Raw genomic sequence first — 25,556 nt, 5'->3', positions numbered from 1 at the left:
CAGTCTAGCGCAGAAAACCGGCCGCTGCCGGAGCCTGGCCGCCAGACGCGCCGGTGACGTTGCGTGCGCCATGCGCCAAGGCATAGAATCGCCCTTGGGCGCCGGTGTGCGGGCGGCGCCGGCGAGCAAGACGGCCTGCACAGAAAGGTCTGCCATGCAAGCGATGATTCTGGAGGCCCCAGGCCAGCCCTTGCGACTGGCTGAAGTCGCGCGGCCGCGACCGGGGTCCGATCAGTTGCTGCTCGAGGTGCGCGCCTGCGGCGTCTGCCGCACCGATCTGCATGTCCTCGACGGCGATCTGCGGCAGGCCCGGCTGCCGCTCGTGCTGGGCCACGAAATCGTCGGCCTGGTGGTCGCGAAAGGCTCCGCGGTGCAACGTTTTGCGCTCGGTCAGCGTGTCGGCGTGCCCTGGCTGGGTCGCACCTGCGGCCATTGCCGCCATTGCGCCGGCGGGGCGGAGAACCTCTGCGACGCGGCGGAGTTCACCGGCTATACGCTTGACGGCGGGTATGCCGAGTTCGCATTGGCCGATCAAGCCTACTGCTTTGCGCTGCCGGAAAGCTACTCCGACGTCGAAGCGGCGCCGCTTCTGTGCGCCGGGCTGATCGGCTATCGCTCGCTGGTCGCCGCGGGCAACGCCTCGCGTCTCGGCATCTACGGTTTCGGCGCAGCCGCCCACATCATCGCGCAGGTGGCTCGCTGGCAAGGACGCGAGATCTTCGCCTTCACCAAGCCGGGCGACATCGACGGTCAGAATTTCGCCCGCCAACTCGGCGCGAGCTGGGCCGGCGGCGCCGACGAGGCACCGCCCGGGGAAATGGACGCGGCGATCATTTTCGCGCCGGTCGGCGAACTCGTACCGCAGGCGCTTCGTCATACGGCCAAGGGCGGCAGCGTGGTCTGCGCCGGCATCCACATGAGCGACATCCCCGCGTTTCCGTATGCCATCCTGTGGGGCGAGCGCTGTGTGCGGTCGATCGCCAATCTCACCCGGCGCGACGGTGAGGAATTCTTCGCCGTCGCGCCACGCGCCGGCGTCAGGTGCGAAGTGGAGAGCTTCCCGCTGCGCTCGGCGAATGAGGCGCTGCAGCGCTTGCGGGAAGGCCGAATCCGCGGCGCGGCGGTGCTCGTTCCCGAGCCGAGCGCGCCTCAGAAGCTGTAGCGCAGTTCCGAGTAGACGCGGTCTTTCGCGTCGTAGCGCCCGAAATAGCCGAGCGGCGGGCCATTGAAGACGTCGACGCCGAGGGCCAGACGCCAGTTCTTCTCGAAGTTCCAGGTCAGGCGCGGGCGAAGCATCCAGTCGTTGCGGTTCAGGCTGGCAATCCACAACGCCTGCGCCTCGATCTTGTCGCCAAACTTGTGGTTGACCAGCAGGCTGTAGCCGTTTTCATTGGTAGACGGAATGATGTCCGGATGGTGGTCGAAGAAATGGCTCTGGAAAAACTGGGCATTGATACGTGTGTCGCTGAACTGCGTGAAATCCAGGCCGACAACCCACAACAGCGTGTTCTGTGCGACCACTCCGTCCGGGTCGGTGGTGTTCTTGACCTGATAGTTCAGGCCGCGGGTATACACGGCTTCGGCCTTCAAGACCACGGAACCGAAATCCTTGGCCAGGGTGGTGCCGAACTGATCGATCGGGTCGTGCCTGGCCTGGTAGACGACAGTCGGCTGTGGGCCGAGAACGATCTCGCGGTAGAAGGTCGGCGCGGCGCTCATGCTGCTATAGGCAAAGGCGGCGACATCCCAGCCGTCGCGCAACATCGACAGGCGCAGACCATAGTTGGTGTTGGAGAGGTTGCGCGTCGGGATCTTCTCGTTGCGGAAGACGGTGGCCACTCCGGGTGGCGGCGGCAGCGTGTAGTTGTAGAACTCGGCGCCGGGCTTGCCGATCTCGTCATAGCTGGGAACGGGAATCCACAGCAACTCGGCGTGAAAGTCGTCTTTGAAATATTCGGCCCTGACGGCCCACTGCGGGATGCGCAGGACGTCGAACTCGGGCAGGACGAAGTGCCGCACGTCCTTGGCGGAAACCACGTCGCCGAAAAACAGGCCGACCATCTCGCCCCAGATGACGTGCTGCCGGCCGATACGAAAATCCCAGTCGCCCGCGCCGACATCGAGATAGTTCTCACGCAGCAGTACATTGAAGCGCTGATTGTTGTCCACCGCCTGCGGGTAGAAATCGGTCAGGGAATAAGCGGCGTCGTAATCGATACGGGCACCCAGCTTCCACTTGACGTTGTTGCCAAGATCACCCTGGGCGCCGAGATCGGCGCGCAGCATCATCTCCGACCAGTGCGACGGCTGACGATAGGCATAGGCCATGACGTTCTCGACGAAACCCTTGACGCCGGCGGCGCGCGCCGGTCCGCTGCCCGGGCCCGCATCGGCCGCGAGCGGCGCGTCGTCGCCGAACAGCGACTCGCGGCTGGCCGGCGCTGCCGTTTCCTTGGCCGGCTCGTCGTCGGCGAAAAGGGCATCCCGGCTTTTTGGGAGGCTGTCGTCGGGTTTCGCCGCCAAAAGTACGGCCGATGACGCGGGCGACGCCGGCTCGCCGGGCCCGGCCGCCGCGGCCAGCGGCCAGGCGGCGAAGAGCCATGCGAGTCGAACGATAGCCCTGTCAATTCTGTTGTGCATGATTCTCTTCCCCGGCGGAGGCCGGCGCGCCACTCGGCTGGCCATTCTCCTGGTTGATGGTAGCGGCTTCCGTGGGACGGTGACGGGCCAGCGACCACTTGGTACTCGAACGTACGCCCAGCATGGCGATCTCGCCGTCCTCGACACGCACCAGACGGTCCGCCCTGGCGATCACGCGCTTGTCGTGCGTGGAGAAGATGAAAGTCGTCTTGAAGGCGCGGTTGATCTTCTTCATCAGCAGGAGGATCTCCTCGCCGGTCTTGTGGTCGAGGTTGGCCGTCGGCTCATCGGCCAGGACGATCGCCGGCTTGATGGCCAACGCCCGGGCGATCGCCACGCGTTGCCGCTGACCGCCGCTCAACTGGTTCGGGCGATGCTCGGCGTACTTCGACAGGCCGACGACGTCGAGAAAGTAGGCCACTCGCTTCTGACGCTCCGAAACGGTAATATCCCTGCGATGCAGCAGGGGATATTCGACGTTCTCGGCGGCCGACAGCACGGGCAGCAGGTTGAAGGTCTGGAAGATGAAGCCGATCGTGCGTGCGCGCAGGTCGGCGAGCTGGTCGGGCGTGCGTCCGCTGACGTCCTCGTCGTTGATGTAAATCCGCCCGCTGGTCGGCGTGTCGATGCAGCCGATCAGGTTCAACAAAGTGGTCTTGCCACTGCCCGACGGACCGGCGATCGCCAGGAAGACGCCCGGATCGAAAGCCAGGGTAATGTCTTTGAGGGCTTGGACTTTCTGTTCGCCGAGCAGATAATCCTTGTTTACGTGTTCGATGCGGACAACGCTCATTCGCTGGCACTTCCTGCCAACCGTGTCGACGGTCAGCACAATGGGGTGAAAACTATGGAAATCATGACGACCCGCCATACTGGTGTCAAGACTGCCGTGCTTCTTCTGTCCTGCGCCCTTCTCGCCTGGGCATCGCCGGCGCGGGCCGCCGACGCGGCGGCGACGGCGGCTGGCGACGAAGCCGAGGCGAGGGCCATTGTCGAGAAGGCGGATCAGGTGCGCTTCCCGAGCGAGGGATTTCAGGTCGATGTGACGATCACCACCGCGAGCAGCGGTCAGACCGCCGATGTCCGCAAGTACCGGGTACTTTCCAAAGGCAATACAAATAGTGTGGTCATGGTCACCGAACCCGCTTCCGAACGCGGCCAGATCCTTCTCATGAAGGGTCGCGACTTGTGGGTCTTCATGCCCGATGTGTCGCAACCGATTCGCCTCGCACTGTCGCAACGACTGACCGGACAGGTGGCCAACGGCGACCTGGCGCGCGCCAATTTCGCCGCCGACTACACCCCGAAACTGCTGCGTAGCGAGAAGATCGGAAGCGACAACTATCACGTACTCGAACTGACCGGCGTCGATCGCAGCGTGACCTACCAACGGGTGGTCTATTGGGTGCGTGAGAAGGATTTCTGGCCTTACAAGGCGGAGTTCTATTCGCTCTCGAACCGCCTGTTGAAAACCTGCAAGTACGAGGAATTCAAGGCGATGGAGGGGAGGAAGCGGCCGACCCGGCTGGTCATGGAAGACGCGCTGCGCGGTGGGGAACAGTCCGTTCTGGAGTATGGCGGCATGAAATTGCGCGACCTGCCAGACAAGGTATTCACCAAGGATTACCTGAAGAAACTCGACTAGCGCAAGCGGCAGACTGGCAACGATGATTCCCTGCCGCCGTGCGGATTGATCGGTCGTCCGGGCTTATGCCGCCACTCCGGGACTGGCGGTCTGAGTTCGTAGTACTATGCAGTATGCTGCTTTGGCGCTGGGCCGACCGGCAGTTTAGTGAATAGCAGAAGGGTGGCGAATGTTTCTTTCGAATCTGACCGAACTGACGATGAGCCAGGGCTACCGGCGGTTTTTCAGGGTCGTGCCGGCCCTGAGCGACGCGTTGCGAGCCGAGAACTACCGGATTCGCCACGAAGTTTACTGCCGCGAGTTGGGTTTCGAGGCCGAGCGCCCGGAGGGCCTCGAGGCGGACGCCTTCGACGACCAGTCGGTGCATTGTCTGGTGCAGTCCGTTGCCAACGGGCAGTACGTGGGATGCGCCCGTCTGGTCCTGGTCGACCCCGAGCGCCCTCACGCGTCACTGCCTTTCGAAATCAGCTGCGAGGCGACTCTCGACCGGTCGATCATCGACCCGATGCGCGTCGACCGCTCGCGTATCGCCGAGATCTCCCGCCTGGCGGTGATCGGCAGCTACCGCCGCCGGCAAGGCGAACAAGGCAAGGCGATCTCCCTTTCGGACGACGATTTCGGCACGCCGAACCGGCCCCGCCAGCCTTATCTGGCTCTTGCCGTCTATCTTGGTCTGATCTCACTGGCCCGCCATTACGGCATCACCACGCTGTTCGTGCTGACCGAGCGACGTCTCGCGCTGAACCTCTCGCGACTCGGTGTCCGCGTCGAGACGATCGGCGGCGAGATCGAACACCGCGGAATCCGCCTTCCTTCGATGATGTCGGTCGATGAAATCATCGGCGGCATGAACTTTCTGGTCCGTGCGCTCTTCGAGGTCATCTCGCGCGAAGTCAAGGATGGCCTCGACGCCAGCGGACAGGACGCGGTGCGCGCGAAACACCATCCTCTGCTCTAGCCGTCGATCCATGTACGTCTCTCGACTCTTGCCTGCCGCTGCCGGAGAGAGATCAGGCGTCTTGCGCCAGCGCCATGCATAGCCTGCCGGAGTCGATACGCCAGGCGATGGAGTCGGGACGCGCGCCATCGCCGCCACAGGTGCTGTTGCGTCTCATGCAAATGGTCGATGACGACGGCACGACGATGGCCGAACTTGCCCGGCTGGTAGAACAGGATCCGGGATTATGCACTCGGGTGTTGACGGCGGCCAACTCGGCGGCGATCCGCCGTGGCAACGAGTTGCGCAGCATCGAGAGCTGCCTGATGGCGCTGGGAACCCGCCTTGTCCGCTCGATCGCCACCTGTCTGTCGGTGCAAAGTCTGTTCGACGAAAGGACCGCCACCCGGTTGGTCGATCTGTCGGCCTTCTGGACGCACTCGCTACTGATCGCCGAGCTTTCCCGCGGCCTGGCCATCGCCAGCGGCTACCACCGGCCGGACGAAGCCTACCTTGCCGGCCTGCTGCACGATGTCGGGGAACTGATCCTGCTGTCGGCGCTCGGCGATCCCTATCTGCAGATCCTGGCCACCTGCACCAACGAAACCGATCTGCCAGTCATGGAGACCGAGCGCTTCGGTGCGCATCATGGCGAGATCGGCACCTGGCTGGCCGATCAATGGCAGCTCGATTCGCCGTTTGCGGATGGCATCCTGTTCCATCACCTGCCTGCCGAGCAGATCGTCACCGCCGCCCAGTTGCCACAGGTGGTCTGGCTGGCGCACGCGCTGAGCGGCTGCGACGAGGTTCCCGGGGCGTTGGAAGAACTCGCCGAGCGGATGTTCGGCCAGCCCGGCAACACCTCGCTCCGGGCGCTGCGCGATCAGGCGGAGCAACGTATGTGCGTCATTGCCGACGCCATCGGCATGACGCCGCCCGACCGCGCGGCATGCGGCGGTGCGGCTGGGCTGCCGCGGGTGCTGGCGGGCCACGGCCGGAGCGAAACCGACGCCCATGGCCGGATCGCCAGCCTGATCGGCAATCAGGCCCTGATGCGACCGCTGCAGCAGAACCTGTTCACCCTCACCACTGACGCCGAGGTACTTTTCGCGTTGCGCGAATCGGCGCGCATCTTGTTCGACCTCAACCGCGTCGCTTTCCTGTTCTGCGATCCGCTCGACGGCCGCCTGACCGGCAAGGGTATCAGCGGTCAGGCAGCGATCTTCGGCCAGATCAGCATCCTGCCGGAAGCGCGGCGCAGTCTGGCCGCCGCGGCAGCCCTCAGTGGCCGGATCTGCTCGTCCTACGACCGGGCGCCGCCGGCCGCGGAATCCCTGATGGACATGCAGTTTGCCAGAGCCCTGGCGAGCGGTGGCTTGCTTTGCATCCCGATGATCGGCGACCGCCGAACGGTCGGCGTCATCGTCGCCGGGTTGAGTGCCGGTCAACACACTCTCGTGTCCCGCCGCCAGCCCTGCCTGGCCAACTTCGGGCGCATTGCCGGCATCAGTATCGACAACTGGCATGAGACGCAGAGCGTTCGTCGGCAGGCTGATGAAGACGTGTCGGCGCGCTTCGTTCGTGAGGCCAGACGTGTTGTTCACGAAGCCAGCAATCCGCTGACGATCATCAAGGGCTATCTGAGGATACTCGACGACAAGCTGCCGCCGGACGCTGGCGTACACCGCGAACTGACCGTACTCAGCGAGGAAATAGAACGAGTGGCGAGCATCGTACGGCGCATGAGCGCCATCCCCGCGGCGATGACCGAGGACGAATCGCTCGACATCTGCGACCTGCTGCGCGAACTTCTTCTGCTCTATCGGGAAACGCTTTTCGATGCTCGTGGGATTGTCGTCGATGCACGCCTGCCGCCACAGGCGATCAGGATTGCCGGCGATCGCAACAGCCTCAAGCAGATCCTCGTCAATCTCTGGAAGAATGCCTCGGAAGCGCTTTCCTGCGGCCAGCGCGTGCAACTGTCGCTGACCGACGGCATCCTGCACGAAGGCCGCCATTTTGCCGAACTCAGGTTCGAAGACAACGGGCCAGGCATGAGCGAAGCGGTGATCAGCGCGCTCCACCGCCCGGTCGACGGACGCATCGGCGCTGCTCGTGGGCTTGGTCTATCGATCGTCGGCACGCTGGCCAGACAGCTGCGGATACTCGTCACGTGCCGCAGCAAGGAAGGCCAGGGGACCATGATCTCGCTGCTGCTGCCGACTGCGAATTCGGCGCCGCAGCACGGCAACAGTGAAACCCAACCGCGTTAAGAAGTTAATCTCGCCGCCGGACAGCGGCCAGGAGCAACGATGAAGGCCATACCGAACGTCGATTTTTCGCCGCAAGTCCCGGAGTCTCCCGCCATCGGCGCTACCCTCCTGATCGTCGACGACGAAGAGCGTATCCGGATGGCCTACCGGCAACTGCTGGCGGCCGAGGGACGTCACATCGAGGACTGCGGAAGCGGCGGCGAAGCCTTGCGCAGGCTGGAGCGGCGCGACATCGACATCGTCATTCTGGATCTCAATCTGCCTGACATGAACGGGCTGGAGATCATGGAATGGATGGTCCACACGCACGTGCCGACAGCGGTTGTCGTTTTCAGCGGCGACGAGTCGATCGATTCGGCGATCCGCGCCCTGCGACACGGTGCCCTGGAGTTCATTCGCAAGCACGGCAATCCGCAGGAACTCATCGACACCGTAGACCGCGTCGAGCATCGACGCCGGATCGAGCGCGAGCATGCGCTGATGACGGTCCGCCTCGAACAGTCGGAACGACTGCACCGTTTTCTCGTCGAGCAGTCGCCCGACATCATCTACACCTTGGACCGCAGCGGCCACTTCATTTTCGTCAACGGCCGCGTCGAAGCTTTGCTCGGCTACACGCGCGACGAACTCCTCGGGCAGCACTACTCGCTGATCGTACATCCGGATGACCAGGAGCGCGCCCGCTTCGTCTTCAACGAACGTCGGATCGGCGAACGTGCCAGCAGCAACGTCGAAATCCGGCTGCAAACGAAGTCCCAACGCGTGCGTCATTTCGAAAACCGAACCGTCGTCACCATCCTGAGCGCGCAAGGTCTCTACACTACGCAGAACGAACCGCAAGACCGGCAGTTCATGGGCACCTCCGGTGTCGCGCGCGACATCTCGGAGCGCAAGAAAGCCGAGGAGACGATCGCTTTCCAGGCGTTTCACGACCTGCTGACCGGACTGCCCAACCGCATCCTGTTCAAGGACCGACTGGCGATCGCGCTCACGCAAGCCAAGAGGAAGAGCAAGCGGCTCGGCGTAATGTTCATCGACATCGATCGCTTCAAGCTGGTCAACGACACCTACGGCCACCACGAGGGCGACGAGTTGCTCAAGGGGTTTGCCCAGCGAGCCCGTCGCTGCCTGCGCTCCGGTGACACCCTGGCGCGCCAGGGTGGTGACGAGTTTACCGTCTTGCTACCCGATCTCGGCAGCGGCGAGGATGCCGAGCTGATCGCCGCCAAGATGCTGGCCGAACTCAGGCGACCGTTCAAGATCGCCGGTATGGATTTCTTCACCACGGTCAGCATCGGCATATCGCTCTATCCGGACAATGGCGAAACACCGGAAGCTCTACTCAACAGTGCGGACATCGCCATGTACCAGATCAAGGGCCGCGGCAAGAACGGCTATCTGCAATACATGCCCGAGATGCACAGCGGCCACAGCCGACGAATCACGCTCGAAAGCGATCTCCGCCTGGCGCTGGTCAGCGGCGACCAGTTCGAGCTGCACTATCAGCCACAGATCAGCTTCAGCCAGGGACTGACGATCGGGATGGAGGCTTTGATCCGCTGGCGCCACCCGCAATATGGTCTGATGGCGCCAGACGCCTTCATTCCGCTAGCTGAAGACACCGGCATGATCGTCGATCTGGGCGACTGGGTACTCGACAAAGCGCTGGGCCAGTTGGCGTCCTGGCGCGACAAGGGATTCACCAGCCTGCGACTGGCCATCAACCTTTCGCCAAAAGACTTCGAGCGTGACGACCTGCCTGAGCGCATCCTCCGCCATCTCGACACGCATGCCGTCCCGGCGGCGGCGGTCGATATCGAAATCACCGAAAATCTGCTGATGAAGGACGCCGAAAGAAACATCAACAGAGTCCAGCAACTGCGCGCCTGCGGCCTGGGCGTTTCGATCGACGACTTCGGCACCCGCTACTCGTCGCTCAACTATCTGCGCCGCTTCCCGATCAACAGCCTCAAAATCGATCAGTCTTTCGTTCGCGATCTCAACCCTCAGAATCAGAGTTCGAGCGCGATCATCCACGCCGTTTCCTGCATCGCCTGCAGTTTCGGCTTACGAGTTTTGGCCGAAGGCGTCGAGACCGACGCTCAAAGAACACTGTTGGGTAAGCTCGATTGTAATGACATGCAGGGTTTTCTGTTCAGCCGACCACTGGCGGCGGTGGATTTCGAGGCGTTCCTGACCAGCCGCCCCTTTCCATCGCTCGAAGGGGCGCGCCTTTGCTAGGCAATACGTGGGCTACATCGGCCAACGATCGAAACCGGCGATCCGCAAGACGACGCCAAACGCGGCTAGCCGGACTCAGCGTCGCGCCGGCGGCGAACCGCCGGGTACACTACTGAGCACACCGAGAACGACGAAGAGAAAAAGGAATCGCGGCGCGTCGATCAGCGTGTCGAACAAACCCAGTACCAGAAATCCTGCCAGGGCAGCGCCGGCGGTCGCCGCGGCCAGGTCACCCCGGACTGCTCGCTTGCTTGCCCGAACCAGACTCAACGCAACAAATGCTGTGACGGCCAACGCGCCAAGCCAGCCCTGATCGAACAACAAGGCAACCGGCAGACTCTTGCTATGCCACGACAGATGGCTGTCGGACGCGAAAAACCAGGACGCCATGCCCTGACTGAAGTCCCCATTGTCGATCAGCTCCAGTCCATTGCCGGCTCTCAAGCCAAGCGCGTCGATGTCGACGGCCGTCTGGCCGGTGCTATAAACCGTCAGTTTGACCGGGCCGCGGGCAAACCAGGGGCGTGCCGTCAAGCGGCTGACGTCGATCGGCTGTTCGAAGTGTTGCCAGCTACCGGAAGCGTTCGCCAGCGGCACTTCGATACTACCGGCGCAATTGGCGGAAGTGAGCATCCATTTCTCGCAGACCGCGACGACCACGCTCCCGGCCGCGGGAACCGCACTGCGCACGTCGACCCTCAGCCGATACGGCAGGCCGGCCGGGATGCTTACGATCTGTTCAATATAAATCGGCTGGCCGGCCGAAAGACGCAAGAAGGTGTTGTCTGACTGACGCTCGAGACGGAAAGAAGCGCTCCGTCCCGGTTCGGGACTCCGCCAATAATGGATCTCCGGGTAGCGGCCGAGGCCCATGCCAATGAGTAACGTCGCCAGACCGTCGTCCCGCATGGCCAGCGCGCCCCGCCAATGGGCCAGTCTGGCGTCGAGATCGACACCGGCGCGGGCTATCCGATCCTGGGCAACTCTACCGGCAAAGATTGGTACGGCCACGACGGCCATCGCCACACCGAGCGCCAGAACGGGCGCCACTCGCCGTAAGCGGCCAGGCCCGCCCAGCAGTGCGGCGGCAAGCGCCAACAGCGAGGAGATGGCGAAGGCCAGATAGCCATTACGGGAAAATGTCAGCATCAGAGCGAAGGTGCTCATCAACAACAAGCCGACGCCAAACAGCTTCGCCACCCGGCTGGAAGTTCCGGCGAGAAGAAAAATGAGGAAAGGCACGGCGACGGCGAAGAAACACTCGATATAGGCACCGCCGACATGCATCGCCGAAAAAGGCCCGGTCACGCGGTAGTCGTTGTGGAGACTGGTCAGCCCACCATAAATCGAGCGTTCCCAGAGAACGATCGCGACGGTGAATAACAATCCCGTCGCCATCCCACGAGCGAAAAGCGAAAATACCGGCTGATTGGCAAGCGCCAGGCGACGGAGCAATCCCCAGAACAGGAGTGCCCACAACAGCCCCTTGCCGATGCGCAGTCCGTTGAACGGGCTGAAATACCCGCTAAAGGCGTTGAGGTCGATGGCCGGCCACGGCAACAAGGGCATCAGCACGCCGATGCCGACGCTCAGCGCCAGCAAGCTGAGGCAAGCGGTCAGCGGCACATCGTGCGCCTGGCCGGGCAGTGCCTGCGGCGTCCGGGCATAGGCAATCGCCAAGCCGAGAAGCATCAGGATGTCGAACTCGTCAATCAGCAGCGGCCCGCTCCAGGGCGCCAGGTCGAAGACTGGCAGCGCAGCGGGAAGCAGCGCCATCAACACCGGCGGGCGAAACCATACGGCCACGGCGAAGGCGGTCAGGAGCAGGGCCATGATCACCGGTTGAAGTGGGGAATTGGCAAGCCATACCAAGGTCGCCAGCACCGCGAAAGCGAGCGCCACCAAGCTGCCAGCCTTCGTTTGTCGAGCGGTCGCCGGAGTTCGCGCGAGCCGCTCGGCGCGCCCGCTAGTCGGTCGGTGCTTGGCGGCCATCTGGGGAAACGGAGAAAGGACGGCCGCCACGGCCCCCCGGTTCTCCGCCTGCAGCGAGCGAGCGAGCTGCGCCACGACGAGTGCCGTGAAGACGGCCGCGGCCGGCGCGATCAGCACGTTGGTCGGATCCGGATGCCCGCCAGCGATGAACAGGCGGGCCGTCTCGACGACCAGCGCCAGCAGGAAGGCGCCTACTGCCGGCACCATCAAGGAAGTGCGGAAAGCCCAGGCGAGCAAGCCGAACGGAGCATATTGGCCCGCAACCGAAACCAGGCTCGACAGGGCATGGGCCTCGGTCGTGAAATAGTGGTAGTAGAAGGGCAGAAAACGCAGTTCGGCCAAGGCCGCTCTGGCATTTTCCAGTCCCTGCCAAGGGCGACTGAACCAGCCATTGAGCGCGAGGACGGAAAACAGGTAAACCGGCGCCAGCGGTACTGTCAGACGCCGCACCAGTCCGGCGATGCGCCCCTCGGCGAGGCGCTCGCGGTGCTGCCAAAGGATAGCGCCCAGCCAGCACCCACAACCCCGGGTCAGCAACGACAGCCCTTGGCTACGCCCGGAATAGATGAAAAACTGGGCAAGCTCGATCGCCAAACCGAGCAAGAGCCCAAAACGCAAGGCAGCGCCCGCTCGCCCGCTGGCCAAGCTGTTCCGCCGCGCCACAAGGATGCCAAGCGGCAAGGCCGTGGAGACCTCGATCGCGAGTTGCAGCAGAACCCTCAGTAGACCCCACTGAGCGGGTACTTCGGCTCGCCACCAGCTCCATTGGGTCGAAGCAGCCTTGGCGGCAAGTTCCTCGGTCGACAAGACGAAGTCGTATGGGAACAAGGCAAGGGCGAGGAAGAAAAACAAGTACACCTGCAGCAGGAGGTCGAGAAATTGCGTGTGGTCGCGAAGCCTGACGCTAACGAGTGCACGAAACCAGGCGGTCCCATAGGCGGCCACCACGATGCCGACAGCGCTGCCTACCACTTCCGCAAGGAGGTCGTTCAGGGAAACCGTGCGTGGCGGGAAAAAAATCTGCGCAAACTCGATGCTGACCGCCAAACTGCAGGACAACACCATAGCGAAGGCAAGCCTCGAGACGCGGCTTTCGAGTTGCCCCCTGCCCGCCAACAGGTTGACAAGAAGGAAGCCGACGGGAACATAGAGCACACCATTCGCGATCCAGTCTGCACGGCTCTCGACTCCCAGCCGGTACATCGGAATCTGCTCGAAACGGGCCCAGGCCCAGGCCAGCGAATGCGGCTGGAAGTCGAGCGGAACCAGGCTGCCGTAGATTACGAAAGCGAGGTACGCAAGCAGCCAGCCGGTAGGCCGGGCGATGCCGTCGTGCCCGGCGGAATCAGGGGTAATCGAGGCACTTGGCATTCATCAAGTCCGGGAAACGCTGGATCCGTGGAACGAGAAAATCGACATTAGGCAAGGAAGCCAAGAAAAGCAATGGCGACTACCGGACGGAGGCGCCGCCGAAAGATGTCGCGCCTCGCTGCCGAGAATGTCATCGTGGCAAGATCAGAGACGCCGGCGAAGGACATTCCGCACCACCCGTCCGCCTTCTTGCCCGCCGCGCAGAGACGCCCTACTTGGCGCATCTTGGTGCGTTGGCAATCACTTTGTCAAGCTGGGCGGCGAGAAGCTTCCAGGGCCACGACCGGCGACCCTTCGAGCGCGGCGCGTCGGCCGTCGAACCGCCGACTTCTGCTGCCCACACGCACGCTACCGGGGTTCGCCGGAGGTCACAGCAGGCCTCCGGCGAGCGGCACGGTGGGCTGTCGTCGGTGAACTCGGGCCATGGTGGCAGCGGCAAGGATCGCCATAGCGTTGGCACACGACCAGCCAGGAAGATCACGGAAGCAAGGCGCGGCCGATCTCCAGCAGCAGTCGAACGACGCCACTGATGAGCAGCGCAACGCCAACCGAAAGACTGATCGAGAAGCAGGCCTCTCGCCAGCCTATCGTTCTGATCATGACGGCGAAGGTGGACAGACACGGAATGTAAAAGGTCAGGAAAACGAGGAAAGTAGCGATCTGTACCTGATCGAGCAAAGGCGCGATTTCCATGCTCCCCAGGGCCTGGTAGACCATCAGCAAAGACAGTTCCTTGCGCAAAACACCAAACAGGATCGGCACTCCGAGAAGTGACGGCAGTCCCAGCCACCAAGTACTGATCGGTAGCAGGACGAGATTGATCACCTGATCGGCACCAAAGTGTCTGAGCAGCGCCAGCAGCACGCTGCCCGCCACCAGTAGCGGGGTGACGACGGTCACGATGTCGCTTGTCCGCTCCCAGGTTTGCCGGAACACATCGCGCCAGCTAGGAAGCGCGTAGGACGGAATTTCCTGGATCACGCCCGCCGCCACCTCCGGGTAACGTCGTGTCAGGATCCGCCCCAATACGGCAAGGACGATCGCGGTCAGCGCAAAAATGGCCAGTACACCCAGCCCGCCGAGGTATTTGCCGCCCATCGCGAGAATGATCGCCGAGCGGGCCGAACAAGGGACGAAAGCAAGCAACAGGGTAGCGACGAGCCGATCCTTGCCGCTCGTCGTTGCGGCGACCAGTGAGATGGCCGGCACGTTGCAACCGAGGCCAACGAGAAAGGCGGAGGCGACGCTGCCGTGCAGACCGATACGGTGGAAACCCCGGTCCACGACGAAAGCGACGCGGTGCATGATTCCGGATTCCTCCAGCGCCACCAGAAACACGACGAGTGGAAGCATATAGGGAATGGCGATGCCGACCAGGCCGACCAAGCCGTCGGCGACCGCTCGCCCGACGACGCCGGCAGTGGAATCAGGTTGCCACTGCTGAACCCACTCCATCAGAGGTGCCGCCGTCAAGGCATCAAGCATCGTGCTGACCTTGAAAACCATCAGCAGGACCAGCGCAAAAACCGCCACACTGCCCAGCAAACCCCATCGCGGATGGAGAAAGATGCCGTCGAGCAGGCGCTGCCAGTAGCCGGCGTCCGCAGCGCCACCGAAGCGCGTGACATCCTCGAACAGCATCGCCGCCCGGTGGTGCCGGTCGGCGTGCAGTTCGTCCGACAGTGTACGCGGCAAGCGGCTCTCGGCAGAAACGCGCGCCGCCTGGACTTCGGGCAGCAAGTGTGGGAAATGGCAGCTCAGTTCCTGCAGAAAATAGCCGTCGTTCTCGGCTAGCTGGAACAACAGAAAACGCCAGGGGACGCGAAACGCTTCCTCGACCTCGTCTCGCTCGACCAGCGAGCGCAGCCCTCCCAGGCTCGCCTCGATAGGCGTGCTGGCTAACTGCTGGCGCGGCACAGTCGGCGCTCGCGCCGCCGCAAGCGCCGCCGCGAACAACTCGGCCACGCCAATACCCATGTGCGCTACCGTCGCCACCACCGGCACCCCGAGGGAATCCGCAAGCGTCCGCGCGTTGATATACAGTCCCTTGCGACGGGCTTCGTCGACGCGGTTCAGTGCGATGACCATCGGCTTGCCGAGTAGACTGAGTTCGAAGCTCAGTTCGAGATCCCGCTGAAGGGCCGTGGCGTCGACAACCTGGATCAGCACGTCGGGGGCGTTGAAAGCCACCACGGGCTGCGCCGTTTCGTGCGCGGCAACCGGCGGCCAGGAGTCGCCCCAGAGCAGATACTTGACGACGATCCGGTCGTGCGCGTCCAGCGAATGCAGCGAAGCGAGCGGCGGCAGGTCGACCAGAGAGATCTGCTCGAGGCCGATGTCGACCAGACACTCGTCATAGGCACCACCGTCGCGCAGCAGCCTGTGGTGGCGCGGGGAAGCACTCGATGCGGCACGGAAAAGCGTACTCTTTCCGGTCTGCAGACGACCGACCAGCGCGACGCGCGGACCTCGGTCGCCACGCAACAGCCTCCCGGGCAGCGGGATCGTCGTAATCCTTGTTTTCACGTGAAGTCCGCTTGATGCGCGCAGCCCGTACGGCGGGCTCGACCAATCCGACCCTCAGCCCGCCATCGATCAGACGATGAGCGCCAGGCGCAACGATGAGTGGACACTACGGCCGACAGGCCGTCGTTAGCGGCCGACGATTTGCCGAACAGTCATCAATCGTCGTCGTCACACTCGTCGTCGTGCATGTGCCCGTGTCTGATCTCGTCTGCCGTGGCGGGACGGATTCCGGTAACCGTACAGGTGAATACCAATGCCATACCGGCCAGTGGGTGATTGCCGTCGAGCACCACCTGGTCGTCAGCGATCTCGGTTACGCGATAGATCAGCACGTCCTCGTCCTCGTCGTCGGCCCCTTCCGCCACCCCTTCGAACTGCATGCCGAGTTGCAGTTCGTCGGGAAACTGGCTGCGCGGCTCGACCTGGACCAAGGTGGCATCGTACTCGCCGAAAGCATCGTCAGGCTGCATCTTGACGATTACCGATTGGCCGATCGACTTTCCGTGCACGGCTTCCTCGATCATCGGAAAAATATCGTCGTAGCCTCCGTGCAGATAAACGAGCGGCTCCTGACCGGCGTCGACCAGTTCGCCATCGGGATCGGTAACGCTGTAGTCGAGCGTAACGACAGTATTCTTGGCAACTTGCATGTTCATGAATTCAGTTCCTTCACCGCACGCAACATCTGAAGCGCATGGCCTTTGGCGTTCACTCCGTACAGCGCGAGGCGGAGAACACCTTGTTTGTCGATGACGAAAGTCGAGCGCACGATGCCGTACTTCTCGACACCGCCAACTTCTTTCGCCTGCCATACACCGTACTGCTCGCACGCCAAGCCATCGGCATCCGACAGGAGGGACACGGATATCCCGTGCTTGTCTCGGAATTCCGCATGCCGGATACAGTCGTCCCGACTGATGCCGATGACCCGGCAATCCAGTCGCGCGAACTCGTCCTCATGGTCGGAGAAATCGGTCGCCTGCAAGGTACAGCACGGTGCGTCATCTCTGGGATAAAAAAAGAGAATGAGATTGTTCCTGCCCTGAAACTGGGCAATATCGATGAGTTCCATATCCGCATCGGGGAGGACGAACATCGGCGCTGGCTGTCCTGCTTTCAGCATGGTGCCCCCTCAAAGACCCATCCCGATCGCACGCTAGCGAGCGGGTGCCCCGATTCTAACCAAGCTTCCGGAACCTGACTACAACTACCGGTCAGCCGGACCGGCGCGACTGCCCGTGCCCGGAACGGACCACAGCAACGCGCCCACCGGGATGGAACGGAGCGCGGCCGACAGGAAACGCGCTATCGTCCGGCCTGTTTGACGGCCTCCTTCCCCGCCGTTGGCTTAGACGCAAGCGTGCCCGCTGCCGATGCCTTTGGGGCAAGCGTCCTGTCGGCCGCAGGCTGATCCGGAATCTGGACGAATACTTCGTCCTGCCTGACCATCCCGAGTTCGAAGCGGGCGCGCTCCTCGATCGCGTCGTAACCCTGCTTCAAATCACGCACCTCGGCGTCCAATCCGGCATTGCGCTTCTCGAGTTGCTTGTTCGCCTCCTGTTGCTGGCGCAATTGCCGATCGACGTCCCATACCCGCAGCCAGCCGCCCTTGCCCAACCACAGCGGATGCTGCAGCAGGGCGATCAACACGAGCAGTGTGACAGCCAGCCAGCGCACGGGACGGAACCGGCCGAATCAGTCAAGACAGATTGTAGAAAGCATCGCGGCCCGGATAACCCGCCGTATCGCCGAGATCTTCCTCGATGCGCAGGAGCTGGTTGTACTTGGCGATCCGGTCGGAGCGTGACAGCGAGCCGGTCTTGATCTGCAGCGCATTCATACCGACGGCGATATCGGCGATGGTGCTGTCCTCGGTTTCGCCCGAGCGATGCGAAATCACCGCCGTATAGCCAGCGCGCTTGGCCATCTCGATGGCGGCAAAGGTCTCCGAGAGCGTGCCGATCTGATTGATCTTGATCAGGATCGAGTTGGCGATACCCTGCTTGATGCCCTCCTTGAAGATCCGCGTATTGGTCACGAACACATCGTCACCGACGATCTGGACTCCCTTGCCGAGGCGCGCCGTGAGCACTTTCCAGCCATCCCAGTCACCCTCCGCCATCCCGTCCTCGATCGAAACGATAGGGAAGCGATCGGTCAGATTGGCCAGATAGTCCACCAGTTCGTGCGAGCTCAACTGGAGGTTCTCGCCGATCAGGTGATAACGGCCGTCTCGGTACAGTTCGGATGCGGCACAGTCGAGACCGATCAGCACGTCGTCACCGGGGGAGTAGCCGGCGTTCTCGATCGCATGAATGATCAGATCCAAAGCTTCGGCATGGCTACCGAGATTCGGAGCAAACCCTCCCTCGTCACCGACCGCCGTCGAGAAACCCTTCTTGTGCAAGAGTTTCCGCAGAGCATGAAAGACCTCGGCGCCACAACGCAGGGCTTCGCGAAACGAGTTCTGACTGACCGGCAGGATCATGAACTCCTGGAAGTCGAGGCTGTTGTTGGCGTGTTCGCCGCCGTTGATGATGTTCATCATCGGTACCGGCATCTGCATCGGCCCCGAACCGCCGAAGTATCGGTAGAGCGGCAGACCCGACTCCTCGGCGGCCGCCTTGGCGACCGCCATCGAAACCGCGAGCATGGCGTTGGCACCGAGGCGCGCCTTGTTGTCGGTGCCATCGAGGTGAATCAGCGTTTGGTCGATGAAGGCCTGTTCCTGTGCGTCGAGTCCGATGATCGCCTCGGAAATCTCGGTGTTCACATTTTCCACCGCCTGCAGTACACCCTTGCCGAGATAGCGGGCCGCATCGCCATCGCGCAATTCAATGGCCTCGCGCGAGCCGGTCGAGGCGCCCGAAGGCACCGCCGCCCGTCCCATGACGCCGGATTCGAGCAGAACGTCACATTCGACGGTAGGGTTGCCGCGCGAGTCGAGAACCTCGCGGGCGACAACATCAACGACAGAACTCATCTTGTTTTCCTCGTTTCAAAAGAACCGGATTGGTAATCGCTCGACACCCAGCCGCGGCGCGCCATCAGCCGAGTTCCTCGAAGCCAGCCGCCTTGACCACACGGTCGAGCGCCACCAGCATCGTCAGCAGGCTTTCCATGCGACTCAGCGGCCAGCTGTTGGGCCCATCTGACAGGGCCACCTCGGGACGCGGATGGGTCTCCATGAACAAACCGGAGAGACCCGCCGCGACAGCGGCGCGCGCCAGCACCGGGATGAACTCGCGCTGCCCGCCAGAAACGCTGCCCAGCCCGCCCGGCAACTGCACCGAATGAGTGGCATCGAAAACCACCGGGCACGCCGTCTCGCGCATGATCGACAGGCTGCGCATGTCGGCAACGAGATTGTTGTAGCCAAAGGACACGCCGCGCTCACAAACCATGATCGTATCGGCCCCGGCCGCCGCCGCTCTGGCCTTGGCGACGACGTTGCCCATGTCGCCCGGGGCGAGAAACTGCCCCTTCTTGATGTTGACTGGCTTACCGGCGGCGGCGACGGCCTCGATGAAATCAGTCTGCCGACAGAGAAAAGCCGGTGTCTGGAGAACGTCGACGACGGTGGCGACGGCGTCGATATCCTGTTCACGATGCACGTCGGTGAGTACCGGAACGCCAACCTGGCGGCGCACCTCGGCAAGAATCCGCAGGCCGGCGTCGATGCCCGGTCCACGCGGCGAATGGCCCGAACTGCGATTGGCCTTGTCGTACGATGCCTTGAACACATAGGGCAGATCGAGGCGGCCACATACTTCCTTGAGATGGCCGGCAACCTCGAGACAAAGATCGAGAGATTCCGCGGTACAAGGACCGGCGATCAAAAAAAGCGGCTTCTCGAGACCGGCTTCGAAGTGGCAGAGCTTCATACCTTGCCCCGGTACGCCGCGGCTGCCTGAACAAACGACGTGAATAGGGGATGGCCACGGCGCGGTGACGACGTGAATTCGGGGTGAAACTGGCAACCGATAAACCACGGGTGTTGGTTGACTCCACCACGTGGCAATTCGACGATCTCGCACAGATCGGTCACCGGCGCTCGACCGGAAACCACCAGGCCGCTTTCCTCCAGGCGACCGAGCAGCGTGCCGTTGACTTCGTAGCGATGACGATGACGTTCGATGATTTCAGCCCGGCCATAGACCTGTCGCGCCAAAGTACCCTCGACAAGGCGGCAGATCTGACCACCCAGACGCATGGTGCCGCCGAGATCGGAGTTCTCGTCGCGCTTTTCCAGCCGGCCGGAGGCGTCCTGCCACTCGGTGATCAGGCCAACCACCGGGTACGTGGCTTCCTGGTCGAACTCCGTGCTGTGCGCACCATTCATGCCGGCGACATGGCGCGCGAACTCCACGACAGCGAGTTGCATCCCCAGACAGATCCCCAGGAAGGGCACTCCGTTCTCGCGCGCATAGCAAATTGCCGCGATCTTGCCCTCGGTGCCCCGCCGCCCGAAGCCACCCGGCACGAGAATCGCGTCCATGCTCCGCAAGGCCTCACAGCCCTCCCGCTCGATGTCTTCGGAGTCGACGTAGCTGATCTGGACCTTGCTACGCGTGGCGATTCCGGCATGGACCAAGGCTTCGGTCAGCGACTTGTACGACTCTGTGAGGTCGACATACTTGCCGACGAAGGCCACATTGACCACCCGCTCCGGGTTCTCGAGCGCCTGCACGATCGTTTTCCAGACGCTCAGGTCAGCCGCCCTGGCCAAGATCCCGAGTTTGTGGCAGACGATCTCGTCAAGCATCTGGTCGTGCAGCATGGCCGGAATTTTGTAGATCGAATCCGCATCGCGTGCCTCGATTACCGCCTCGCGCTGCACGTTGCAGAACAAAGCCATTTTCCGCTTGTCGTCTTCGGGAATCGGTCGATCCGTTCGGCAAAGCAGAATGTCCGGCTGAATGCCGATTTCCCGCAATTCCTTGACCGAATGCTGCGTTGGCTTGGTCTTCAGCTCGCCAGCCGTCGAAATGTAGGGAACCAGGGTCAGATGCATGTAACAGGCGTTACTGCGACCTTCCTGCAGGCCCATCTGGCGGATCGCCTCGAGGAAGGGCAGCGACTCGATGTCGCCAACCGTTCCGCCAACCTCGACAATCGCCAGATCGGCGCCTTCAGCGCCTCGTCTGATGTGCGCCTTGATCTCGTCGGTAATGTGCGGAATCACTTGCACCGTCTTGCCGAGATACTCGCCGCGCCGCTCCTTCTTGATGACCGAATCGTATATCTGGCCGGTCGTGAAATTGTTGCGCCGCTCCATGCGCGCATTGGTGAAGCGTTCGTAGTGGCCCAGGTCGAGGTCGGTTTCGGCGCCGTCCTCGGTGACAAACACCTCGCCATGCTGGAACGGACTCATCGTTCCGGGGTCGACATTGATGTAGGGGTCGAGCTTGAGATGAGTGACTTTGATGCCACGCGACTCGAGGATCGCTCCCAAAGAAGCGGCAGCGATGCCCTTGCCAAGGGACGAAACCACGCCGCCAGTAACGAATACGTATTTGATCATGGAGATGACTGCAGCGGGAAATCCAGATTGTAGCCGAAAAGAGGCCGGCTCTCAAACGGCTGCCGCCCGGACGGTGGTCGCCGGCGATGCCGGCGGCGGCGGACCTCAGCGAAGAAACTCGCGACTGATCTCTCGAAAAAGCTCGCTACCTGCGCGCCGCAACCATTCGAAAGCGACCATCTCGCGCGACACGACGTCGGCTCCGTGACGGCGCATACGCTCTATGGCCAGCGCCTTGTCAGTCGGCTGCCGTGAACCGACGGCTTCCTCGACGACGAAAACCCGGCGACCGGCGGCCAGCAGGTCGAGCACGGTCTGCTGAACGCAGACATGTGCTTCGGTCCCGACAACGACGAATTGCGCGCGTTCGCCACCCGGCACATTCCACAAGCCACCTTCCGGAACTGCCGAGAAATGAAGCTTCTCGACGATGCCATCAGCCGGCAACAAACTCCGCAATGCGGGTAAGGTCGGCCCCAGACCGCGCGGATACTGCTCGGTGCAGATCACCGGAACTCCCAGTCGTTGCGCCACTCGTGTCAGCCACACGCTGGCCTCGAGAACTTGCTCGGCGGCGTGAATCGCCGGATGTAGACGCTCCTGCAGGTCGATCAGCAACAGTGTGGAACAGTCGATACGGATCAACATGACTCTGCCCTCCAGTCCATCGGTATTACACAGAACAAAGGCCGGCAGTTCTGAGCCAGACAGGCTGGCGCCAGTCCATCAGCAAGCGGCGCAGTTTCGCTGGCGATAGTAGCCCCTTTTCAGTACCGCCAGGAAGCAGGCGAACTGACATTCGAAACACCAGGAATCATGTAAACTGCCATCTCGTCCTGGCAGGAGAGTTTCGCCAATGAAATCAGCCCTCCCCCACGCCGCTCTGCTCGGCCTGGCCGCGCTCTTGCTGGCACTTGCCGCATGCGGCAAGCAAGCGGAGAACAAGCACCCGGGCGCACCGGCCACTACACCTCCGGCCGCGGCTAACGTCGTCGACGTTCCCACGCCAGCGTCGCCGCTGGCCAGAGCGGCAAGCCGGGGCGACTTGCCCGAAGTCAAGGCATTGCTCGCGGCTGGGGCTGAAGTCAACGCCACCGACGCCCTGGGAAGAACACCGCTGCATATGGCGGCTTTCTACGGCCGTACCAAGGTTTCGGAACTCCTGCTCAACAGCGGAGCGGAAATCGAAGCCCGGGACCGCGTCGGTATGACGGCGCTACACGCCGCAGTACTCGCCGGCACGAGACAGGAGATTGAACTGCTCCTCGACAAGAAGGCCAAGGTCAACGCGACGAGTGACGCAGGGCAAACACCACTGCATCTTGCCGCCGCAACCGGCCAGCCAAAAATTGCGCGTCTGCTTATCGAACGCGGCGCCAATCCGCACAGCAAGGACAAGGACGAGAAAACACCCCTGTTCTACGCCTCGCGGAACAAGCACCCGGTTACAACCGAAGTCCTCCAGCAGCACGCTGTCAAGGATTGACCGCCACCTGCGGTCGGCTGGCCAGTGGTGTGGCCAGCACGACCATCGAGCGGAAGCGTACGCCACCTAGCCACCCGCCAATCAGGCCTTCTTCTGTGCCTCGTCGCGCAATTCGCGGCGCAGGATCTTCCCGACGTTGGTCTTCGGCAGGTCGGCGCGGAACTCGACCTGCCCCGGCACCTTGTAGCCAGTCAGGTTTTCCCGGCAATGAGCGATCAGCGCCTCGGCCGTAAGCGCCGGATCCTTCTTGACGACGAAGATCTTGACCGCCTCCCCGGACTTCTCGTGCGGCACACCAACGGCAGCGACTTCGAGTACCCCCGGATGCTGAGCCACGACATCTTCAACTTCGTTCGGATACACGTTGAAGCCGGAGACGAGGATCATGTCCTTCTTCCGGTCCACGATGCGCACGAAACCACGTTCGTCCATTACGGCGATATCGCCTGTCATCAGAAAGCCGTCCGCTGTGATGACCTTGGCGGTCTCTTCCGGGCGGTTGTAGTAACCCTTCATCACCTGCGGGCCGCGGATACAGAGTTCCCCCCGCTCGCCGATCGGAACATCCGCGCCAGCGTCGTTGCGGATGGCCACTTCGGTAGACGAAATCGGCACGCCTATCGCGCCCGTATACTCCGGGATGTCGAGCGGATTGATCGTCGCCGCCGGTGATGTCTCGGTCAGTCCGTAGGCTTCGATCAGTGGCTTTCTGGTGACCTGCTTCCATTTCTCTGCCACCGCTCTCTGCACAGCCATTCCACCGCCAAGCGTAACCTTAAGTTTGCTGAAGTCAAGCGCACAGAAGGCATCATTGTTGAGTAGCGCGTTGAACAGGGTGTTGACGCCAATGAGCACGGTAAACGGATATTTTGCGACCTCCGCGACGAAGCCCGGAATGTCGCGCGGATTGGTAATCAACAAATTGCTGGCGCCGATCTTGAAGAACGTGAAGCAGTTCGCTGTCAACGCAAAGATGTGGTAAAGCGGCAGCGCTGTGACGACCATGTGCTGCTCACCGCCCAATTCCGGCTGGATCCAAGCATGTGCCTGGGCCAAGTTGGCCAGAATGTTGCGATGAAGCAACATTGCCCCTTTCGAAACGCCGGTCGTTCCACCCGTATACTGCAGGAAAGCCAGATCTTCCTGAGTGACGCTCACCGACTTGAGCTCCGCCGATGCGCCCCTGGCAAGTGCGGTCCGGAAATTGACAGCGCGCGGCAGGCTCCACGCGGGAACCATTTTCTTCACATACTTGACGACGAAATTGACCACCGCCCCTTTCGGGAAACCGAGCATGTCCCCCAGACGAGCCAGAACGACATGTTTGACGGGCGTCTTTGCCAGCACCTGTTCGAGCGTCACGGCAAAATTCTCGAGAATGACGATGGCTTCGGCACCCGAATCCTTCAACTGGTGCTCCAACTCGCGCGGCGTATACAACGGGTTGCAGTTCACCACGACATAGCCGGCACGCAAAGCGCCAAAAATACAGATCGGGTACTGCAGCACGTTCGGCATCATGATCGCCACGCGCGCACCCCGAGGCAATTTGAGCACCGACTGCAAGTAGGCAGCGAAATCCCTCGACAATTTGTCGAGTTCTCCATAACTCACCTCGGCGCCCATGTTGATGTAGGCAACCCGATCGCGATACTGCGCGACGCTCTTCTCGAAAAGCTCGCCAAGAGACTGAAATTCCTGCAAGTCAATCTCGGCGGGCACGCCTTTCTGATAGCTCTTTAGCCAAATCTTTTCCACCCGTTCTCCTCCTCAACCACTTGTCTGTCTATGAATCGCTGCGCCCTTCGCCGGGCTGAGATCTGGCGACCGCAGGCCGGCGAACCCACTACAGCAGTTCGTCTGCTGCAGGTTTCAATTTTGCTGGAGAAACATCTTGAGCGAGCAGTCTCCTGCCAGGCCCCTCAACGCTCCAGGTACTGCAACTTGCCCGGTTTATTGTTCCACTCATCGGCGTCCTCCAGCGGTTCCTTACGTTCGACTATCGTCGGCCAGCTCTTGGCCAACTCCGCGTTCAGCGCAATGAAGGCCCGTTGAGTGTCCGGCACATCATCCTCGGCAAAGATGGCCTCGGCCGGGCATTCCGGAACACACAGCGTGCAGTCGATGCACTCGTCGGGGTCGATCACCAGAAAATTCGGTCCCTCGTGAAAACAGTCTACCGGACAGACATCGACGCAGTCCGTGAATTTACATTTGATGCAGTTCTCAGTAACGACGTAGGCCATTGTCTCTATTCGGAAAAATGTAACGTTGACGACTATAGCGCATTTGGCGCCGACGAGACAGAGCGGCGGCTTCCCTTGGCAGGATTTTTTCGCTAGCATGGCGGGGCTGGCTGCACAGGCCAGAGGCTGACATTGCCGTTCCACCCGCACCCCACCCCGTTCCCGCAAGAGGCTTCTTATAATGAGCGAACACATCCAACACGTTACGGACGACAACTTCAGCACCACGGTACTGCAATCCGACCTGCCGGTACTCGTCGACTACTGGGCTGAATGGTGCGGCCCCTGCAAAATGATCGCACCCCTCCTGGACGACATTGCAGACGACTACGCCGGCCGGCTCCGGGTGGCCAAACTCAACATCGATGACAACCAAAAAACTCCGGCCAGCTACGGGATCCGCGGCATTCCAACCTTGATGCTGTTCAAGAACGGCAACGTAGAAGCAACCAAGGTGGGGGCTTTATCCAAGTCGCAACTGATCACCTTCATTGACAGCAACCTGTAAAGCGGCTACCCTCCGCCTGCAGGTTCGACGGGTGCGGCAACTGGCCCCTAGCTAATAACCTAGAGCCCGCATAGAACCTTCAGGCGTTCCCTTCCTTCCAGTAGTAGTAGCCCCCGCCCGGTTCCCGGCGTTTCCCAGCACGCGTCCTGGTTGCGGCGAGATGCCGC

The 25,556-nt window shown here is 62.1% G+C and carries 20 protein-coding genes; 7 read left to right on the top strand and 13 right to left on the bottom strand.

Features of this window, described 5'->3' with window-relative positions; all coding sequences use genetic code 11:
• Window positions 1-154: 154 nt before the first annotated feature.
• Window positions 155-1,162 carry a zinc-dependent alcohol dehydrogenase family protein gene (locus tag Q1M07_RS13010; RefSeq protein ID WP_300454339.1) on the top strand — a complete coding sequence of 336 codons (1,008 nt, stop codon included), beginning with the start codon at window positions 155-157 and terminating at the stop codon, window positions 1,160-1,162.
• On the opposite strand, the gene Q1M07_RS13005 is transcribed toward Q1M07_RS13010, so the two are convergent.
• Window positions 1,150-2,640, bottom strand: coding sequence for a DUF1302 family protein (locus Q1M07_RS13005; protein WP_300454338.1), 1,491 nt, complete (start codon window positions 2,638-2,640; stop codon window positions 1,150-1,152). The genes Q1M07_RS13010 and Q1M07_RS13005 overlap by 13 nt on opposite strands.
• Entirely contained in the window at window positions 2,624-3,433 is an 810-nt protein-coding gene (locus Q1M07_RS13000; protein WP_300454337.1) for an ABC transporter ATP-binding protein, read from the bottom strand. Before Q1M07_RS13000 ends, Q1M07_RS13005 begins: the two co-directional genes overlap by 17 nt.
• A 54-nt stretch (window positions 3,434-3,487) precedes the next feature.
• Here Q1M07_RS13000 and Q1M07_RS12995 point away from each other — a divergent pair, with 54 nt between their 5' ends.
• The 4 genes from Q1M07_RS12995 to Q1M07_RS12980 all read left to right on the top strand — a co-directional run bounded on the left by Q1M07_RS12995 (window position 3,488) and on the right by Q1M07_RS12980 (window position 9,736).
• Window positions 3,488-4,285 carry an outer membrane lipoprotein-sorting protein gene (locus Q1M07_RS12995; RefSeq protein ID WP_300454336.1) on the top strand — a complete coding sequence of 266 codons (798 nt, stop codon included), beginning with the start codon at window positions 3,488-3,490 and terminating at the stop codon, window positions 4,283-4,285.
• A 169-nt stretch (window positions 4,286-4,454) separates the two neighbouring features.
• Window positions 4,455-5,243, top strand: a complete 789-nt coding sequence (locus Q1M07_RS12990) for a PEP-CTERM/exosortase system-associated acyltransferase (RefSeq protein ID WP_300454335.1) — start codon at window positions 4,455-4,457, stop codon at window positions 5,241-5,243.
• A 74-nt stretch (window positions 5,244-5,317) separates the two neighbouring features.
• Window positions 5,318-7,495, top strand: a complete 2,178-nt coding sequence (locus Q1M07_RS12985) for an HDOD domain-containing protein (RefSeq protein WP_300454334.1) — start codon at window positions 5,318-5,320, stop codon at window positions 7,493-7,495.
• A gap of 39 nt (window positions 7,496-7,534) precedes the next feature.
• Window positions 7,535-9,736, top strand: coding sequence for an EAL domain-containing protein (locus tag Q1M07_RS12980; protein WP_300454332.1), 2,202 nt, complete (start codon window positions 7,535-7,537; stop codon window positions 9,734-9,736).
• A gap of 75 nt (window positions 9,737-9,811) precedes the next feature.
• Here the strand turns inward: Q1M07_RS12980 and Q1M07_RS12975 are convergent, their stop codons facing one another.
• The 9 genes from Q1M07_RS12975 to Q1M07_RS12935 all read right to left on the bottom strand — a co-directional run bounded on the left by Q1M07_RS12975 (window position 9,812) and on the right by Q1M07_RS12935 (window position 21,797).
• Window positions 9,812-13,099, bottom strand: coding sequence for a VanZ family protein (locus Q1M07_RS12975; RefSeq protein ID WP_300454330.1), 3,288 nt, complete (start codon window positions 13,097-13,099; stop codon window positions 9,812-9,814).
• Window positions 13,100-13,576: 477 nt separating this feature from the next.
• Window positions 13,577-15,625 carry a ferrous iron transporter B gene (locus Q1M07_RS12970; RefSeq protein WP_300454328.1) on the bottom strand — a complete coding sequence of 683 codons (2,049 nt, stop codon included), beginning with the start codon at window positions 15,623-15,625 and terminating at the stop codon, window positions 13,577-13,579.
• Between the two features lie 155 nt (window positions 15,626-15,780).
• Window positions 15,781-16,275 carry a peptidylprolyl isomerase gene (locus tag Q1M07_RS12965; RefSeq protein WP_300454352.1) on the bottom strand — a complete coding sequence of 165 codons (495 nt, stop codon included), beginning with the start codon at window positions 16,273-16,275 and terminating at the stop codon, window positions 15,781-15,783.
• Window positions 16,276-16,277: 2 nt separating this feature from the next.
• Window positions 16,278-16,748, bottom strand: a complete 471-nt coding sequence (locus Q1M07_RS12960) for a peroxiredoxin (protein ID WP_300454326.1) — start codon at window positions 16,746-16,748, stop codon at window positions 16,278-16,280.
• 182 nt (window positions 16,749-16,930) lie between these two features.
• On the bottom strand, window positions 16,931-17,302 hold the full coding sequence (gene ftsB / locus Q1M07_RS12955) for a cell division protein FtsB (RefSeq protein WP_300454324.1): 372 nt from the start codon (window positions 17,300-17,302) through the stop codon (window positions 16,931-16,933).
• Between the two features lie 22 nt (window positions 17,303-17,324).
• The gene (eno, locus tag Q1M07_RS12950; protein ID WP_300454322.1) at window positions 17,325-18,608 is read right to left on the bottom strand and encodes a phosphopyruvate hydratase; all 1,284 of its coding nucleotides are present in this window, start codon (window positions 18,606-18,608) and stop codon (window positions 17,325-17,327) included.
• Between the two features lie 64 nt (window positions 18,609-18,672).
• Window positions 18,673-19,509 carry a 3-deoxy-8-phosphooctulonate synthase gene (gene kdsA / locus Q1M07_RS12945; RefSeq protein WP_300454320.1) on the bottom strand — a complete coding sequence of 279 codons (837 nt, stop codon included), beginning with the start codon at window positions 19,507-19,509 and terminating at the stop codon, window positions 18,673-18,675.
• Complete coding sequence (locus Q1M07_RS12940) at window positions 19,506-21,149, bottom strand: CTP synthase (protein WP_300454318.1); 1,644 nt, start codon at window positions 21,147-21,149, stop codon at window positions 19,506-19,508. The genes kdsA and Q1M07_RS12940 overlap by 4 nt, the downstream gene beginning before the upstream one ends.
• A 105-nt stretch (window positions 21,150-21,254) precedes the next feature.
• On the bottom strand, window positions 21,255-21,797 hold the full coding sequence (locus tag Q1M07_RS12935; protein ID WP_300454316.1) for an isochorismatase family protein: 543 nt from the start codon (window positions 21,795-21,797) through the stop codon (window positions 21,255-21,257).
• A gap of 208 nt (window positions 21,798-22,005) precedes the next feature.
• On the opposite strand from Q1M07_RS12935, the gene Q1M07_RS12930 reads away from it, so the two are divergent.
• Window positions 22,006-22,635, top strand: a complete 630-nt coding sequence (locus Q1M07_RS12930) for an ankyrin repeat domain-containing protein (protein ID WP_300454314.1) — start codon at window positions 22,006-22,008, stop codon at window positions 22,633-22,635.
• A gap of 81 nt (window positions 22,636-22,716) precedes the next feature.
• Here Q1M07_RS12930 and fadD read toward each other — a convergent pair whose 3' ends face one another.
• Both fadD and fdxA read right to left on the bottom strand, forming a co-directional pair.
• Window positions 22,717-24,393: a long-chain-fatty-acid--CoA ligase FadD gene (gene fadD, locus Q1M07_RS12925; RefSeq protein WP_300454313.1), complete on the bottom strand. Its 1,677-nt coding sequence runs from the start codon at window positions 24,391-24,393 to the stop codon at window positions 22,717-22,719.
• Between the two features lie 164 nt (window positions 24,394-24,557).
• Window positions 24,558-24,881, bottom strand: coding sequence for a ferredoxin FdxA (fdxA, locus tag Q1M07_RS12920; protein WP_300454312.1), 324 nt, complete (start codon window positions 24,879-24,881; stop codon window positions 24,558-24,560).
• A gap of 181 nt (window positions 24,882-25,062) precedes the next feature.
• Here fdxA and trxA point away from each other — a divergent pair, with 181 nt between their 5' ends.
• Window positions 25,063-25,389: a thioredoxin TrxA gene (gene trxA, locus Q1M07_RS12915; protein WP_300454311.1), complete on the top strand. Its 327-nt coding sequence runs from the start codon at window positions 25,063-25,065 to the stop codon at window positions 25,387-25,389.
• Window positions 25,390-25,556: the final 167 nt, after the last annotated feature.

The sequence above is a fragment of the Accumulibacter sp. genome (assembly GCF_029255285.1).
In the GTDB taxonomy this organism is placed as follows: Bacteria; Pseudomonadota; Gammaproteobacteria; order Burkholderiales; family Rhodocyclaceae; genus Accumulibacter.
The sequence above is the reverse complement of the archived record's forward strand: the minus strand, read 5'-3'. Positions and strand labels throughout refer to the sequence as shown.

Coding starts and splice junctions, on each gene's coding strand:
- Q1M07_RS13010 (WP_300454339.1), top strand. CDS start 155: ATGCAAGCGATGATTCTGGAGGCCCCAGGCCAGCCCTTGCGACTGGCT.
- Q1M07_RS13005 (WP_300454338.1), bottom strand. CDS start 2,640: ATGCACAACAGAATTGACAGGGCTATCGTTCGACTCGCATGGCTCTTC.
- Q1M07_RS13000 (WP_300454337.1), bottom strand. CDS start 3,433: ATGAGCGTTGTCCGCATCGAACACGTAAACAAGGATTATCTGCTCGGC.
- Q1M07_RS12995 (WP_300454336.1), top strand. CDS start 3,488: ATGGAAATCATGACGACCCGCCATACTGGTGTCAAGACTGCCGTGCTT.
- Q1M07_RS12990 (WP_300454335.1), top strand. CDS start 4,455: ATGTTTCTTTCGAATCTGACCGAACTGACGATGAGCCAGGGCTACCGG.
- Q1M07_RS12985 (WP_300454334.1), top strand. CDS start 5,318: ATGCATAGCCTGCCGGAGTCGATACGCCAGGCGATGGAGTCGGGACGC.
- Q1M07_RS12980 (WP_300454332.1), top strand. CDS start 7,535: ATGAAGGCCATACCGAACGTCGATTTTTCGCCGCAAGTCCCGGAGTCT.
- Q1M07_RS12975 (WP_300454330.1), bottom strand. CDS start 13,099: ATGCCAAGTGCCTCGATTACCCCTGATTCCGCCGGGCACGACGGCATC.
- Q1M07_RS12965 (WP_300454352.1), bottom strand. CDS start 16,275: ATGCAAGTTGCCAAGAATACTGTCGTTACGCTCGACTACAGCGTTACC.
- Q1M07_RS12960 (WP_300454326.1), bottom strand. CDS start 16,748: ATGCTGAAAGCAGGACAGCCAGCGCCGATGTTCGTCCTCCCCGATGCG.
- eno (WP_300454322.1), bottom strand. CDS start 18,608: ATGAGTTCTGTCGTTGATGTTGTCGCCCGCGAGGTTCTCGACTCGCGC.
- kdsA (WP_300454320.1), bottom strand. CDS start 19,509: ATGAAGCTCTGCCACTTCGAAGCCGGTCTCGAGAAGCCGCTTTTTTTG.
- Q1M07_RS12940 (WP_300454318.1), bottom strand. CDS start 21,149: ATGATCAAATACGTATTCGTTACTGGCGGCGTGGTTTCGTCCCTTGGC.
- Q1M07_RS12935 (WP_300454316.1), bottom strand. CDS start 21,797: ATGTTGATCCGTATCGACTGTTCCACACTGTTGCTGATCGACCTGCAG.
- Q1M07_RS12930 (WP_300454314.1), top strand. CDS start 22,006: ATGAAATCAGCCCTCCCCCACGCCGCTCTGCTCGGCCTGGCCGCGCTC.
- fdxA (WP_300454312.1), bottom strand. CDS start 24,881: ATGGCCTACGTCGTTACTGAGAACTGCATCAAATGTAAATTCACGGAC.
- trxA (WP_300454311.1), top strand. CDS start 25,063: ATGAGCGAACACATCCAACACGTTACGGACGACAACTTCAGCACCACG.